This window comes from Streptomyces sp. NPDC056296 (assembly GCF_042268605.1).
Lineage (GTDB): Bacteria > Actinomycetota > Actinomycetes > Streptomycetales > Streptomycetaceae > Streptomyces.
Genome location: NZ_JBHJRX010000086.1, coordinates 1 through 14,858, shown reverse-complemented (window position 1 = coordinate 14,858; position 14,858 = coordinate 1). Strand labels below are relative to the sequence as shown.

The following is a 14,858-nucleotide window of genomic DNA, read 5'->3' as shown; positions in this document are numbered from 1 at the left end:
CGGGGCCCCCCCCCCCCCCCCCCCCCCCCCCCGCCCCCCTCCCCAACAACCACCCCCCCCCCCCCCCCCACCCCCCCCCCCCCCCCCCCCCCCCGCCCCCCCCCCCACCCCCCCAACCGCGCCACAAAACTCCCCCTACCACCCCCCCCCCAACCACCCCCCCCCCCCCCCCGGAACTGCTCGCGCTCTGGCGGTCCTGAGGGACCGCCCCCGCTCAGCCCTTCAGGGCGCGCTCCAGGTAACTGGTGCGCGCCGCCAGGCAGGCACGGGACACGTTGGCGTCCGGCGCGGAGATCTCGAAGGAGTGGAAGCCGCCGGCCCACGAATGCACCTCCATGGGGACACCGGCGCGCGCGAGTCGGGAGGCGTAGTCGAGCGTCTCGTCTCTGAAGACCTCGCTGGAGCCCACCTCCAGGTAGGCGGGCGGAAGTCCGCCGAGGTCGGTGGCCCGGGCCGCGGCGGCATAGGGGCTCACCTCCGGGCCGCCGGCCGCGTCGCCAAGGATGGCGGACCATCCGACCCTGTTGTTGGCGGCGGTCCAGGGGGCGACGTCGTAGTGACTGGAGGCGTTGTCGGGGCGGTCGTCGATCATGGGGCAGATCAGCATCTGATGAGCCAGGTGCGGCCCGCCCCGGTCGCGCGCGTAGAGGGCCGTGGCGGCCGCGATGCCGCCTCCGCCGCTCTTGCCGTAGACGATGACGCGGCCGGGATCGATGTCGAGGCTCTCGGCGTTCTCGACCAGCCAGCGCAGGCCCGCGTACGCGTCCTCGACCTGCGCGGGGTGGGGATACTGCGGCCCCACGCGCGGGGCGATGCTGACGACGGCCACGCCGAGTTCCTCGACCCATCGGGACTCGACGTCCGTCAGGGCCATCGTCGTGCTCTGGAGCATCTTGCCGCCGTTGGCGGTGTAGTAGAGACAGGGGAACGGGCCGGATCCCGAGGAGGGCTTCAGGATGAGAACCGGCAGCCGCTGGTCACCGGAGGCACTCTCGATGGTGGTTTCGGTCACCTCCACGGCACCGCCCCGCTCGAGGTCCGCCGGCCACCAGTCCACCGTGGCCTTGACGTGGGCCTGGTACTCCTCGGCGGTGAGCCGGTGGGTTGCCTTCTTCTTCTCGAGGAGGGCGGGCCACGCGGTTTCCGCGAGGTCCCGGTCGATGGGTGGGTGGTCGTGCACGTCGCTCACAGCGTTCCTCGATTCCTGACGTGGTTGATGTCGATACAGGTGTGCGCGGCAGGTCACCAGGACCCGGGCGCGAAGCGCCGGGCCGACTCCTGCGACCAGGCGTAACCCTCGGACGGCAGAAGGCCGGGCCGGGTCTGTTCGGCGAGCAACCTCACCAGCCGGACCTCCAGTTCGGCCGGCGTCCAACGTCCGTCCTTGGCGAGCCGGTCGACCACGTTCCATCCCCGGAACAGGCCGATCTCACCGCCCCAGACCTGGAGGACGCAGCCGGTCAGGGGGCAGTCCGCCTCGGCCAGGTAGGCGACGACGGGCGACACGTTGGCCGGGTCCACCGGGTCGAAGTCCCCGGTGCCGTCCGGCGGCGGACTGTCACCCTTGTCGGTGTCGGTGAGGCCGGCGAGCCGGGTCCAGGCACCCGGCGCGATGGTGTTGACCCGGACGCCGTAACGCTCCAGCTCCTTGGCGGCGATCTGCGCGAAGGCCGCGATGCCGGCCTTCGCCGCGCCGTAGTTGGTCTGGCCCACGTTGTTCCCGAGCCCGGCGTCCGACGTCGTGCAGACCACCGAGGCCCTGACCTCATGGCCGGACTTGGCCCGCTCGCGCCAGTACGCCGCCGCGTGCCTCGTCGGGCCGAACGTCCCCTTGAGGTGCACGGTCATGACGGCGTCCCAGTCCGCCTCCGTCATGTTGACAAGCATCCGGTCGCGCAGGATGCCCGCGTTGTTGACCAGGATGTCGAGGCCGCCGAAGGCCTCGACGGCCGTGCCTATGAGGCGTTCGGCGCCGGCCCAGCTCGCCACGTCGTCGGTGTTCGCGACCGCGGTGCCACCCTCGGCCTCGATCTCTGCGACCACCGCCTGCGCCGCCGACATGTCGGCACCGCTGCCGTCCGGCCCGCCGCCGAGGTCGTTGACCACGACCCGCGCCCCCTGTCGGGCGAGCAGCAGAGCGTGCTCACGGCCGATGCCGCGGGCGGCTCCGGTAATGACCGCGATCCGTCCGGTCAACCGTCCCATGGTGTGTGTCTCCTGTACCTGTCGATCCGAGCCCGGCCGGTCGTCACGGGCGTCCTCACCCGGCGAGCGACAGCGCCGAGCCGCCGTCGACGGGCAGGACGACACCGGTGACGAAGGCCGACTCGTCACCGGCGAGGAAGAGGGCCGCGTTCGCGATGTCACGGCTCGTGCCCTGGTGGCCCATCGGGATCATCGCCGTGTGCGCGGCGGCGACCTCGTCGCGGGTGAGCCCCGCCGCGCGCGCCTCCTCGTCGACCCCGATCGGGGTGTCGATCATGCCGGGCGCGATGACGTTGACCCGCACCTGATGCGGCGCGTTCTCCACGGCCAGCGAGCGGCCCAGCGAGTTCACGGCGGCCTTGGCCGTGGAGTAGGCGATCGGGTCGCCGAGGGCGAGTCCGCCGGCCAGTGACGAGATGAGGATCACCGAACCGCCCCCGGATGCGCGCATCGTCGGGATCACGTACTTGCAGACCAGCCACATGCCGGTCAGGTTCACGTCGAGGCCGCGCTGCCAGTCGGCGAGGGTGAGCGTGTCGCTGTTGCCGTGGGGCACGGACCCCACGTTGTGGTGCAGGACGTCGATCCGTCCCAGGGCGTCGAGGGCGACGCCCGGCAGGGCGCGGCAGTCGTCCTCGGCCGTGACGTCGGCACGGTGCGCGACAGCGGTACCGCCCGCGGCCTCGATCTCGGCCACGGTGTCCTTCGCCGCGTCCTCGTCGCGGTCGACGACGAGGACGCGGGCCCCCTCACCGGCGAACGCCAGCGCGGTGGCCTTGCCGTTTCCGACGGTGGGCCCCGGTGTCTGTCCGCCTCCGACGACGACGGCACCTCGCCCGGCGAGCCGTCCGGGGCCCGTGGGGGCGCCCTCCGGCGCCGTGGTCGTTTTCGTCATGGTGTGCCTCCGTGGGTCAGGTGTGTCGTGCGGTCACGGGTGTTCACGGGTGTGTTCACAGCGATCAGGCGTGGTCCGCGCGGGCGGCCGACTGTTCCCTGATCTCCTTGCGGACCATCGGGGGCCCGTCGGGGTCCATCACCTGGCCGAAGCGGTGGAAGGCGTTCGCGTGGCCGATCTGGTGGTAGGCGAACGCGGTGCGGACGGCGTCCGACTGCCCCTGGGCGTCCAGCGCGGCGTTCACGCTCATCTTCGCCAGCTTCAGACCGAACATCGGCCGCGTCGCGATCCGCCCGGCCAGTCGCAGCGTGAAGTCCTCCAGGTCGTCCCGGTCGACCACGTGGTTCACCATGCCCACGGCCCGGGCCTCCTCGGCGTCCATCGCGTTACCGGTGAACAGGAGCTCCTTCGCCTTGCGGTGGCCCCACTCCCAGGGATGGACGAAGTACTCGTGGCCGTTCACACCGAAGGCGACGACCGGGTCCCGGAAGGAGGCGTCACGGCTGGCCACGATCAGGTCGCAGGGCCACACCAGCATCAGCCCGCCGGCGATCACCCTGCCCTGCACCTGGGCGATGAGCGGCTTGGGGAAGTCGCGCCAGCGCTGGCACAGGCCGACGTAGGCGTCGCATTCCATCGGCATCCAGCCCTCGATGCCGGGTTGGCCGTCACCCGTGGTCTGGTGCACCACGGGATCGGTGAAGGAGCCCTTGACTTCCTCCATGTCGAACCCGAGGTCGTGCCCGGCCGAGAAGTCCTGCCCGTCGGCGGCGAGGACGACGACCTTGACGTCGTGGTCCTTGCCGGCGGTGGTGAGGGCCTCGTCGATCTCGTACAGCATCGTGAAGTCCTGGGCGTTGCGGACCTCCGGCCGGGCCAGGGTGACGCGGGCGACGTGGTCGGCGGGGCGGTCGTACCGGATGCGCGTGAATGACATGTCGGCCTTCAGCTGTAGTGGGGGATGACAGAGGTGCCGAAGCGGCGGATCTGGTCGATCGTGTCCTCGTGGCTCGGCCCTCCGCCGCTGCGGATCTGGAGGACGACGCGGTCGAGGTCCAGGCCCTCGCGGAACAGTTCGAGGCGCTCGACACAGGTGTCGGGGTCGCCCCAGAGGAAGAGCTGCTCGAAGTCCTCGAACGAGAGGTCGGCGGGCTTCTCCGCGGCCGCCCAGGCGGCCTGCGCCCGCTCGGGCAGCATCGCGGAGAGGGTGCTGCCGTGTCGGAAGTAGTAGCGCAGCGCCTTCATCGCGTGCGGTTCGAGCACGTCCCGGGCCGCGGCGTCGCTGTCGCCGACGGCGGCCCAGCGGTTGAGCGTGACCGTGCGCGACCTGCCGTTGGCGTGGGCGTGCGGGGTGTACTCGTCGACGATCGTCCGCAGCCCGTCCAGGCCGTCGATGGCGCCGAGAAGCAGGCCGTCGCCCAGCCGGCCCACCCGGCGCGCGCCCGCCCGGCTGGACGTGCCCATGAGGATCCGCGGCCCGTCGGTCTGCACCGGCCGGGGGACGACGCGCACGTCGGTGAGGGAGCAGTGGCGGCCCTCGAAGGAGATGACCTCATTGTCGCGGGCCAGGTTCAGCACGGTCAGGGCGTCCTCGTAGAGCGAGACGCGGTCCTTCACGTCGCGGCCGAACATGCTGAAGTCCTGCGCCTGGTAGCCCAGTCCCACACCCGCCACCACCCGCCCGCCGGAGATCACGTCCAGGCTGTGGAACTCCTCGACGACCTGCATGGGGTGCTTCAGGCCGATCAGGGCGATGTTGGTACCGATCCGGATGGTGGACGTCCGGGACGCCACCGCCGCGGCGACGAGGAGCGACTGGGGGACGAAGCCCATGTCCTGGTGGTGCTCGGGCACCCAGCAGGACTCGAAGCCCGCCTCCTCGGCGGCGACAGCCTGTTCGATGCACTCCTGAACGCGACGTTCGAAGCTTTCGCCGCGTGGAGAGGAGGGCATGAGGAGAATTCCAAAATCGAGTTTCGGCACGGCCGAGCACTCCTGTTTCTCGTGTAATGCCGGTCAGAATTCCGCATGTGCGGGACGGTGACCGACGGATCTCGTCAGCCGTCGGCGATGTCGCCCCAGGGATGCCGGGCCGGCGCCTCGGCGAGCGCGATGGTGGCGTGGATCGCGGCCCGCCGCCGCTGGATCACCCAGCGCCCGTCCAGGCGGACGTACGTGTCGTGGTAGGTCGCCGCGCTCTGGTGCCAGCCGCCGTCCCGCGTACGGGCCACCGCGTCGACGTCGATCGTCCCGGTGGCGCGGTCCCCGTCGAGGTCGATCAGGGCGTTGCAGGTCCAGTGGTGGGTGCCGGCCATCTGGTGCCAGGCCATCTCGGCGTAGGCGCGCAGGCCGTCGTGTCCCACGGCCTCGTGGCCCGGGGCCACCAGCCACACCACGTCGGGGGCACAGGACGCCAGGAGGCGTCCGAGATCGCGCTTGTCGAAACCGTGGGAGAACTCGTGCACGGTGCGCAGGACGGCTTCACGCGACTCGATCCGCTCGATGCGCGCCGCCAGATCGGAGCCGTTCGACTGAGCGCTGACCATGGCGCTCTCCTTCTGTGAGTTTCCGGTCGAAGAATGAGTTGCCGTGACTCGTCGTCGGTACCCGCTGTCGATATCGAATACTTATGTACCGACCAGTCAATACCCGGAGAGTACGGGCGCCCCGCGCCGGCGTCAACGTGTGGAGCGAACCCTGTTTTCGACCCTTGACTGCCAATGCGGCCGCGTTTAGGTTGTGGCCATCAAGGAGTACCGACCGATCGGTCAACAACTTGCCACAGAGAGGTCACTCCACCCCATGGTCATCGGCACGTTTCAGCAGGCGTGGGACGCCGCCGCCCGCGAGCACGCGGACCGTACGTTCCTCATGTTCCGGGCCGAGTCCGGCGAGGTGTCGGCCTGGACCTACCGGGAGTTCGACGCGGTCGTCGCCCGTGCGGCGGGGGCGCTGCGGGACGCCGGCGTCGGCCGCGGGAGCGCGGTACACCTGGTACTGCGCAACTGCCCGGCGTTCGTCGCGCTCTGGCTCGCCGTCTCCCGGCTCGGCGCCTGGATGGCCCCGGCCGACCCGGCGTCGACCGCCCGGGACGTGGCCGTCCAGGTCCGCCGCGTGCGGCCGCTGGTCGCGGTGTGCGCGTCCCGGCGCGCGCAGACGTATCGCGAGGGTGCGGAAGGGGCCGTTCCCGTCGTCCTGGAGATCGCGGAGGACGCCTTGGACCTCGGCCCGGGGGGTGTGCTCGACACCGCCCGGCCCGTCAGCAAGGGCCCCTGGGCGCAGGGCCCGGACCGGCTGGCCGTCATGTTCACCTCCGGGACGACGTCGGAACCCAAGGGCGTCGTCCTCACCCAGGCCAACTACGCGCACGTCGCCACGGCGATGGCCGAGGCGGTGGGCCTGCGTCCGCGGCACCGCTGGTACGTGACGCTGCCGCTGTTCCACGCCAACGCCCAGTACTACTGCTTCGCCCCGGCGATCGCCGTCGGCGCCTCCGTGGCCCTCGACGCGGGCTTCAGCGCCTCCGGCTGGGTGCCGCACGCACGCGACCTCGGCGTCACCCACGCCAGCCTGTTCGCCGCCCCGATCCGGATGATCCTTGCCCGCACGCCCGTCGAGGAACCTCCGCTCACGCTCGAGCACGTCTGGTTCGCCCAGAACCTGGGCTCCGAGCACCACGAGCGGTTCGCGCAGCTGGCGGGGGTGCGGCCCCGCCAGCTGTACGGGATGACCGAGACCGTGGCGGTCGTCTGCGCGGACACCGGGGAACCGGCCCGACACGACGTCATCGGCACACCGCTGCCTGGACGGCGTACCCGCGTCGAGGACCCCGCCACCGGGGCCGCCGCCGCACCGGGCGTGCCGGGCGAGCTGTCCGTTCTGGGCACCCCCGGAGTCGACCTCTTCGCCGGTTACCTCGACGACGAGCGGACCACGGCGCACGCCTTCCGCCAGACCGGCGAGGGTACCTGGTTCCGCACCGGTGACCTCATGACCCGGGACTCCGCCGCGGTGCTGCGCTTCGTCGGCAGGACCGACGACGTCATCAAGGTGGCCGGGGAGAACGTCAGCCTCACCGAGATCGAGGCCGCGGTCGCCCAGGCCCCCGGTGTCCTGGAGGCCGCCGTGCTCGCCCAGCCGGACCCCGTACGCGACGTCGTCCCGGTCGCCTACGTCGTCGCCCGCGACCCCGGCCGGCCCCCTCGCACCCTCGACCTCGTGAACTGGGCCGCGCGCAACCTCACTCCCGCCGCCCGGCCCCACCGCTGGCACCTCATCGACGAACTCCCGCGCACCGGTGTCGGCAAGATCCGCCGCTTCCGGATCCCCGCCGAGCCCACCGCGCCGACCTCATCAGGAACAGGAACACCATGACCAACACCGAGCCACGGACCGCGGTCGTCACCGGTTCGGCCCAGGGCATCGGCAGGGCCATCGCCGAACGGCTCATCGCGGACGGCGACACGGTCGTCCTGCTCGATGTGGCCGACCACGTTCACCGCACCGCGGAGGAGATCGGGGCGGCCGGCGCGCTCCAGGTCGACATCCAGGACCTCGACGCACTGCGCGCCGCGATCCACGGCACGGCCCGGGAGCGGGGCCGCCTCGACATCCTCGTCAACTGCGCCGGCACCTGCGGGCGCGAGTCGTTCGCCGAGCTGAGCCCAGAGACCTGGCGGCGCGACCTCGACACGAACCTCACGGCGACCGCCTTCGCCTGCCAGGCCGCCGTCTTCCCGCACATGCGCGAGCAGGGTTGGGGACGCCTGGTCAACATCGCCTCCGTGTCCGGCAAGGCCGGCGGCATCGGACCGGTCGACCGGGACGGCGCCGGGGGACGCTCGGGCGCGGCCTACGCCTCGGCCAAGGCCGGCACCATCAACCTCACCCGGTGGATGGCGCGCCAGGTCGGCTCCTGGGGCATCACCTGCAACGCCGTGGCCCCCGGCCCGATCTCCTCCTCGATGACCAAGGGGGCGGAGTACGGCGTCGAGTCGCAGCCGATACCGAGGTTCGGCCGGCCTGCCGAGGTGGCGGGCGCCGTCTCCTACCTGATCTCACCCGACGCCGAGTACACGACCGGCACCTGCCTCCACGTCGACGGCGGAAGCGTCCTCGCGTGAGAGGCCGCCGCGCCACCCGAGAGAAGCGACGGGCCATCGACACAATGAACCGTCCGTTCGACCCAGCCCACGTCAGGAACGGTAGGAGCACATGAGCAGCACACCCTCCACTGCCGGAATCGTCGCAGCGGGCGCCTACCTGCCCGCACACCGCCTTCCGCGGTCGACGTTCGGCGGACCGAAAGCCACCGGTACGCGCGCGGTGGCCGGCCACGACGAGGACACCACCTCCCTCGGCGTCGAGGCCGCCCGGCGCGCCCTGACCGGATACAGCGGCCCGCCCGTGGGCCAGCTCCTGTTCGCCACGAGTGTGCCCGCCTACGCCGACAAGACCAACGCCACCACGGTGCACGCGGCACTGGGCCTGCCGGTCACGTGTCCCGCCGACGACATGGTGGGGGCGGTACGCGGTGGCGTGGCCGCGATCCGGGCCGCGGCCCGTGCGGCGGACGGGGGCACCCCGAGCATGGCGGTCGTCGCCGACATCCGCACCGGACTGCCCGGCTCGGCCGACGAGCGCACCGGCGGGGACGGCGCCGCCGCGCTGTTGTTCTCCACCGAAGGGCCGTTCCTCGCCGAACCGGTCGGCCAGGGTTCCGCCACCGCGGAGTTCCTCGACCGCTGGCGCGTCCCCGGCGAACTCCACTCCCGGGTGTGGGAGGAACGGTTCGGCGAGACGGCGTACGTGCCCCTCGCAGAGGCGGCCCTCGCCGACGCGCTCAAGAGCGCCGATGCCGGCCTCCAGGACGTCGACCACCTCATCGTCACCGGCACCCACCCGCGTGCCGTCGCCACGACCGCACGGACCTGCGGAGTGGACCCCGCCCGCCTCGTCGACGACCGCTCCGCCGCACTCGGTGTCACCGGCGCCGCCCATCCGGCGCTGCTGCTGATCGACGTACTGGAGCGCGCCCGCCCCGGAGAGCTGATCGCGCTGCTGGTCCTCGCCGACGGCGCCGACTGCCTCCTCTTCCGGGCCGGCCGTGACCTGCCCGCACACCGCCCCCTCCCGCCGGTCGCCGCCCAGCTCGACGGCACCCCCGTCGCGTACGAGGACTTCCTGGTGTGGCGGGGCATGCTGCGCCGGGAACCGCCGCGCCGACCCGACCCGGACCGCCCCGCGGCCCCGCCGGCGCTGCGCAGCGCCGACTGGAAGTTCGGCTTCACGGCGAGCCGCTGCCAGGAGTGCGGAACCCGCCACCTGCCGCCCGCGCGGGTGTGTCTGCGCTGCCACGCCGTGGACCGGATGACCGCCGAGACGCTGGCCGAGGTGCGTGGCACGGTGACCACGTTCGCCGTCGACCACCTCGCGTTCTCCATCGCGCCGCCGGTCGTGGCCGCCGTGGTCGACCTGGACGGCGGCGGCCGGCTCCAGTGCCAGCTCACCGACTGCGACCCGGACGCCGTGGGCGTCGGCGACCGGGTGGAGCTGACCTTCCGCCGCCTCTACACCACCACTGACGGCGTCCACAACTACTTCTGGAAAGCCCGACCGCTGCGCAACGAGGAGGACTGAACACCATGGCATCGCACGGCATCCGCGACCGCGTCGCCATCGTCGGCATGGGCTGCACCCGGTTCGGCGAACACTGGGACAAGGGCACCGACGACCTCCTGATCGACGCCGCGACCGAGGCCACGGACTCGGCGGGCGTCGACATCTCCGCCATCGACGCCTTCTGGCTGGGCAGCATGGGTTCCGGGGAGAGCGGCCTGGCCGTGTCCCGGCCGCTGAAACTGGACTACAAGCCCGTCTCCCGCAACGAGAACTACTGCGCCACCGGCAGCGACGCGTTCCGCAACGCCTGCTACGCCGTCGCCTCCGGCGCCTACGACACCGCGATGGCCATCGGCGTCGAGAAACTCAAGGACTCCGGGTACTCCGGTCTCGTCAACATCCCGCCGGCCCACGACGGCACCGACCCGGCACTGACCGGACCGTCCATGTTCAGCCTGCTCGCCCCCGCCTACGCGCGCCGCAACGGACTGAACGACGACCAGATGAAGGACGTCCTGACGCGCATCGCGTGGAAGAACCACGCCAACGGGGCCCGCAACCCACGCGCCCAGTTCCGCAAAGAAGTACCCATGGACACCATCAGGAACAGCCGCCGGGTCTCCGGACAGCTCGGCATCCACGACTGCTCCGGCGTCAGCGACGGCTCCGCCGCGGCGATCATCGTGCGCGCCGAGGATGCCCACCGCTACACCGACACCCCCCTCTACGTGAAGGCGCTCTCCTTCGTCGCGGGACCGGCCGCCGGCCCCACCGACCCCACCTTCGACTACACCAGTCTCGAAGAGGTCGTCCGCTGCGCCCAGGACGCCTACGGGCAGGCGGGCATCACCGACCCCCGCCGCGAACTCGCGATGGCCGAGGTGCACGACTGCTTCACCCCCACCGAACTCGTCCTCATGGAGGACCTCGGGTTCTCCCCGCGCGGCGAGGCGTGGAAGGAGGTCCTCGCCGGCGCCTTCGACCGCGACGGCGACCTGCCCGTCAACCCCGACGGGGGACTGAAGAGCTTCGGCCACCCGATCGGCGCCTCCGGGCTGCGCATGCTCTTCGAATGCTGGCTCCAGCTGCGCGGTGAGGCCCCGCCCGAGCGGGCGCTGGACACGATCGCCGACGGGCGTCGGCGCGCCCTGACGCACAACCTCGGCGGCCAGCCCGGCGCCTGCGTCTGCTTCATCAGCATCGTCGGCACGGAACTCGGCTGACCACCGGGCCGGCGGCGACCGACGGGTCCGGCCCGCTTCGCCACACACCACAGCGGACAACCGCCAGAGCGCACAGTGCTGTGCACGGAGGCACGCAATGCAACTGCACCCATTCACCGGGATGAACGTGTGGGATCTCGTGCGAACGCGCGAGGCCGTCCGGCGCGACCGGCCCGCCCTCGTGTGGCATCCCTACCAGGGCGAGGGCGCCACCTGGTCCTACACCGCGCTCCTGCGCGACGCCGCCTCCGTGGCAGCCGGCCTGCGCCACCGCGGGGTGCGGGCCGGCGACCGCGTGCTCATCCACTTGGAGAACTGTCCCGAGTTCGTGATCTCCTGGCTGGCCTGCGCCGCGGTCGGAGCCGTGGCCGTCACCACCAACTCCCGTTCGGCGCCCGACGAGATCGGCTACTTCGCCGACCACTGCGGCGCCGTCGGCGCGATCACCCAGCCCCGGCTGGCCGGCGCGGTCGCCGCCGGCGCGACCGGGCTGCGCTGGATCGTGTCGACCGACCACGACGGAGGCGTCCCGGCCGTGCGGGATCGGGCTCCGGACGCCGCCTCCTCGTTCGACTCCCTGCGACGCGACCCGAACGGCCTGGTCCCGGCCCCGTCCGACCCGATGGCACCGATGAGTGTCCAGTACACGTCGGGCACCACCTCGCGTCCCAAGGGCGTCCTGTGGACGCACGCGAACGCCCTGTGGGGCGCACGGGTGAACGCGGCCCACGAGGACCTCCACCCCGACGACTGCCACCTGGTGTACGGGCCGCTGTTCCACACCAACGCCCTCGCGTACTCGGTGCTGGCCAGTCTGTGGGTCGGCGCCCGCTTCGTCCTCGTACCCAAGTGGTCCACGAGCCGTTTCTGGGATGTCTCGATCCGCCACGACTGCACCTGGCTGTCGCTCATGGCCGCCTCGATCCACACCCTCGCCGGCGGCCCGCCACCGCAGGGCTCCCCGTACCGGATGTTCGGCTGCGGCATCGGAGACATGCCGCACGACGCGGTCTACGGGACCAAGACCATCGGCTGGTTCGGCAGCACCGAGACGATCAGCCATCCCATCGTGGGCGACCCTTTCACCCCCAACCGCCCGATGTCCATGGGCAGACCGGCCCCCGAGTACGGCGTCGCCGTCGTCCGCGAGGACGGCGTCACGTCCGCCGAACCCGAGGAGACCGGGCACCTCCTCATCCACGGCCGGCGCGGCCTGTCCCTGTTCCAGGAGTACCTCCACGATCCCGGCGCCACGGCCGACGCCTTCGACGAGCGGGGCTGGTTCCGCACCGGCGACCTCGTGGTGGCCCACGCCGACGGACACTTGAGCTTCGTCGACCGTGCCAAGGACGTGCTGCGGGTGGGCGGCGAGAACGTCGCCGCTTCGGAGGTGGAACGGGTCATCCTCCAGGTCCCCGGGGTCACCGAGGCCGCCGTCGTCGGACGGCCCGACGACCGGCTCGACGAGGTCCCCGTGGCCTTCGTCGTCTCCACCGACGCACCGCCGGGACTGGCCGAGCGGGTCGTGGCGACCTGCGCCGAGAAGCTGGCCGACTTCAAGGTGCCGCGTGCGGTATTCACCGTCCGGGATCTGCCGCGCTCCACCGTCCGCAAGGTGAACAAGGTGGAGCTGCGGCGCCTGGTCGGCGAGGACGCCGACCGCGCGGCGGCCGAGCGCGGCTGGCTCAGGGCGACGGAACTCGACCCGTCGGGTGACGCCAGCTGAACCATCCGGCCGGGGCCCGCTCCCGGTTCGGCAGCCGTCCCCGACATCAGATGCCCGCCGAGGGAGCACAGTGAAGACACCGAGGCCGACTGCGGTCAAGATCCAGAGTGACGACGTGACACTGATCGCCGACGCCCACGGCGACCCGGCGGCCACCCCGGTGGTGCTGCTGCACGGCGGCGGCCAGACCCGGCATTCGTGGCGGTCGACGGCGAGCGGCCTGGGCGGCAGCGGCTGGTACGCCCTCGCCGTCGACCTGCGCGGACACGGCGAGAGCGGCTGGTCGCCGGACGGGTACTACGGGCTCGACCGCTTCGCCGCGGACATCGCCGCGATCACCCGCCACCTGGGCAGGCCCCCGGTACTGGTCGGCGCCTCGCTGGGCGGAAACGCCTCCTTGGCGGCCCTCGGACACCAGCCGGAACTGGCCCTGGGACTGGTGCTGGTCGACGTCTCCCCGTTCCTCCAGCCGAAGGGCGCCGACCGGATCCGCGCGTTCATGACGGGCAGGCCCGAGGGCTTCGCCTCGCTGGAGGAGGCGGCGGACGCCGTGGCCGCCTACCTCCCGCACCGGCCCCGGCCCCGGAACCCGGCAGGGCTGCGCAGGAATCTGCGCGAGGCCAACGGCCGCTTCCACTGGCACTGGGACCCGGCCTTCCTCAAGGCCCCCACCGACCAGGCGGTCCAGCGCGACTCTCTGATCGACCCCGCGCGGCTGGGGGCGGCGGCCATGGCGCTGCGCGTCCCCACGCTCCTGGTGCGCGCGGGCCTGTCCGACGTCCTGAGCGTGGCCGATGCCCGGCGCTTCCTCGAACTGGTGCCGCACGCCGAGTACGCCGCCGTCGAGGACGCCCACCACATGATCGCGGGAGATGACAACGGGGTCTTCGACCGCGTCCTCGGCGACTTCCTGGAGCGGCGCGTCCGCTCCAGGCTGAGGCTCTCCGTCCGCGGCACGCATGACTGACCGAGCCCGCGACCGACGCGGGCGTGAGCGAGAGGGAACGACGATGACTGTGACGACGGCGTCACCGCTGAGCACGGGGTACGCGATGACCGAGAGCCCGCGGTGGCACGAGGGCCGGCTGTGGTTCGTCGACATGCACCGACGCCAGGTCGTGGCCGTCGACCAGGCCGGCCGGGCCGAGGTGATCGTCGACGTGCCCGGCCAGGTCGGCGGGCTGGGATGGCTCCCCGACGGACGGCTGCTGGTCGTCGCGCAGGACCTGCGGCAGATCCTGCGCCTGGAGCCGTCCGGACGACTGGTCGTGCACGCCGACCTGTCCGGGACGGTTCCCACCCTGCTCAACGACATGTGGGTCGACGCGGCCGGGCGGGCCTACGTGGGAGAGATGGGCTTCGACGCCCACGAGTGGTTCGACGCCAACTCCGACGTCGCCGCGAGCTGGTTCGCCGGTGACGTCTCCGTACTGGACGTGCCCGCCAAGAGCCGTCTGTTCGTCGTCGAACCGGACGGGTCCTGGCGGGTCGGAGCCGACGACCTCGTCTTCTCCAACGGCATCGTGGTCGACGAGGAGAAGCGGACCCTGATCGTCGCCGAGACCTTCGGGGCGCGGCTGTCGGTCTTCGGCCTCGACGCCGACGGATCGCCGCGACGCCGTGACCTCTGGCCCCTGGGCTTCTACCCGGACGGAATCGGGCTCGACGGCCGCGGCGCCGTCTGGGTCACCGACCCGGTCCGCAAGCAGGCCCGCCGGATCGAGTACGGCGGGGCCGAGACCGGCCGGGTGACCACCGACCAGACGTGCATCGGCTGCGCCGTGGGCGGCGAGGACGGACAGACCCTGTTCCTGTGCACGTCCCCGACCACGGAGCCGGAGCAGGCCCTCGCCAGGCTCGGGTCGCGGATCGACACGGCGTCCGTGGCCGGGATCGCGTAACCGGGGCCGTCGGCCCATGCCACCTCCCCCGGCGGGCCACGAGGCCGTCGGGGGACGTGGCATGGGCCGGACGACCCGTGCCGCCCGTCCTCCTGCGGGTCGGGCCTTTCGGGTGCCGGACCGTCCGGCGCCCGACACCAGAGGAGGTACACGATGGACATGGACGGTGCGTCAGCGGTCGTCGCGGGAGGGGCGAGTGGACTCGGGCTGGCCGCGGCTCGCCGCCTGGCCGGGCTGGGTGCCCGGGTGGTGGTGCTCGACCTGCCCGGGGGCCTGGGTGAGGAGGC

General features: G+C 72.1%; 13 protein-coding genes. 7 read left to right on the top strand and 6 right to left on the bottom strand.

Going from position 1 to position 14,858, the window contains the following annotated elements; translation table 11 throughout:
- Positions 1 to 214: 214 nt before the first annotated feature.
- The 6 genes from ACFCZF_RS37825 to ACFCZF_RS37800 all read right to left on the bottom strand — a co-directional run bounded on the left by ACFCZF_RS37825 (position 215) and on the right by ACFCZF_RS37800 (position 5,646).
- Positions 215 to 1,189 carry an alpha/beta hydrolase fold domain-containing protein gene (locus tag ACFCZF_RS37825; protein ID WP_376675518.1) on the bottom strand — a complete coding sequence of 325 codons (975 nt, stop codon included), beginning with the start codon at positions 1,187 to 1,189 and terminating at the stop codon, positions 215 to 217.
- A gap of 53 nt (positions 1,190 to 1,242) precedes the next feature.
- Positions 1,243 to 2,205 (bottom strand): SDR family oxidoreductase, encoded by a 963-nt coding sequence (locus ACFCZF_RS37820; protein ID WP_376675517.1) that lies wholly within the window; start codon positions 2,203 to 2,205, stop codon positions 1,243 to 1,245.
- A 55-nt stretch (positions 2,206 to 2,260) separates the two neighbouring features.
- A complete protein-coding gene (locus ACFCZF_RS37815) occupies positions 2,261 to 3,100 on the bottom strand; it encodes an SDR family NAD(P)-dependent oxidoreductase (protein ID WP_376675516.1) in 840 nt (279 codons plus the stop codon).
- Between the two features lie 64 nt (positions 3,101 to 3,164).
- Positions 3,165 to 4,037, bottom strand: a complete 873-nt coding sequence (locus ACFCZF_RS37810; protein WP_376675515.1) for an enoyl-CoA hydratase — start codon at positions 4,035 to 4,037, stop codon at positions 3,165 to 3,167.
- Positions 4,038 to 4,045: 8 nt separating this feature from the next.
- Positions 4,046 to 5,083: an LLM class flavin-dependent oxidoreductase gene (locus ACFCZF_RS37805; protein ID WP_376675514.1), complete on the bottom strand. Its 1,038-nt coding sequence runs from the start codon at positions 5,081 to 5,083 to the stop codon at positions 4,046 to 4,048.
- Between the two features lie 74 nt (positions 5,084 to 5,157).
- The gene (locus ACFCZF_RS37800) at positions 5,158 to 5,646 is read right to left on the bottom strand and encodes a nuclear transport factor 2 family protein (protein WP_376675513.1); all 489 of its coding nucleotides are present in this window, start codon (positions 5,644 to 5,646) and stop codon (positions 5,158 to 5,160) included.
- A 256-nt stretch (positions 5,647 to 5,902) separates the two neighbouring features.
- Between ACFCZF_RS37800 and ACFCZF_RS37795 the strand changes: the two genes are divergently transcribed.
- The 7 genes from ACFCZF_RS37795 to ACFCZF_RS37765 all read left to right on the top strand — a co-directional run bounded on the left by ACFCZF_RS37795 (position 5,903) and on the right by ACFCZF_RS37765 (position 14,571).
- On the top strand, positions 5,903 to 7,474 hold the full coding sequence (locus ACFCZF_RS37795) for a class I adenylate-forming enzyme family protein (protein WP_376675512.1): 1,572 nt from the start codon (positions 5,903 to 5,905) through the stop codon (positions 7,472 to 7,474).
- Positions 7,471 to 8,223 carry an SDR family NAD(P)-dependent oxidoreductase gene (locus tag ACFCZF_RS37790; RefSeq protein WP_376675511.1) on the top strand — a complete coding sequence of 251 codons (753 nt, stop codon included), beginning with the start codon at positions 7,471 to 7,473 and terminating at the stop codon, positions 8,221 to 8,223. Before ACFCZF_RS37795 ends, ACFCZF_RS37790 begins: the two co-directional genes overlap by 4 nt.
- Positions 8,224 to 8,314: 91 nt before the next feature.
- Positions 8,315 to 9,739 carry an OB-fold domain-containing protein gene (locus tag ACFCZF_RS37785; RefSeq protein ID WP_376675510.1) on the top strand — a complete coding sequence of 475 codons (1,425 nt, stop codon included), beginning with the start codon at positions 8,315 to 8,317 and terminating at the stop codon, positions 9,737 to 9,739.
- Positions 9,740 to 9,744: 5 nt separating this feature from the next.
- Positions 9,745 to 10,944, top strand: a complete 1,200-nt coding sequence (locus tag ACFCZF_RS37780) for an acetyl-CoA acetyltransferase (protein WP_376675509.1) — start codon at positions 9,745 to 9,747, stop codon at positions 10,942 to 10,944.
- 97 nt (positions 10,945 to 11,041) lie between these two features.
- Entirely contained in the window at positions 11,042 to 12,670 is a 1,629-nt protein-coding gene (locus ACFCZF_RS37775; protein ID WP_376675508.1) for an AMP-binding protein, read from the top strand.
- Between the two features lie 115 nt (positions 12,671 to 12,785).
- Entirely contained in the window at positions 12,786 to 13,637 is an 852-nt protein-coding gene (locus ACFCZF_RS37770) for an alpha/beta fold hydrolase (RefSeq protein ID WP_376675507.1), read from the top strand.
- The gene (locus ACFCZF_RS37765) at positions 13,630 to 14,571 is read left to right on the top strand and encodes an SMP-30/gluconolactonase/LRE family protein (RefSeq protein ID WP_376675506.1); all 942 of its coding nucleotides are present in this window, start codon (positions 13,630 to 13,632) and stop codon (positions 14,569 to 14,571) included. The genes ACFCZF_RS37770 and ACFCZF_RS37765 overlap by 8 nt, the downstream gene beginning before the upstream one ends.
- The last annotated feature ends 287 nt before the right edge of the window (positions 14,572 to 14,858 follow it).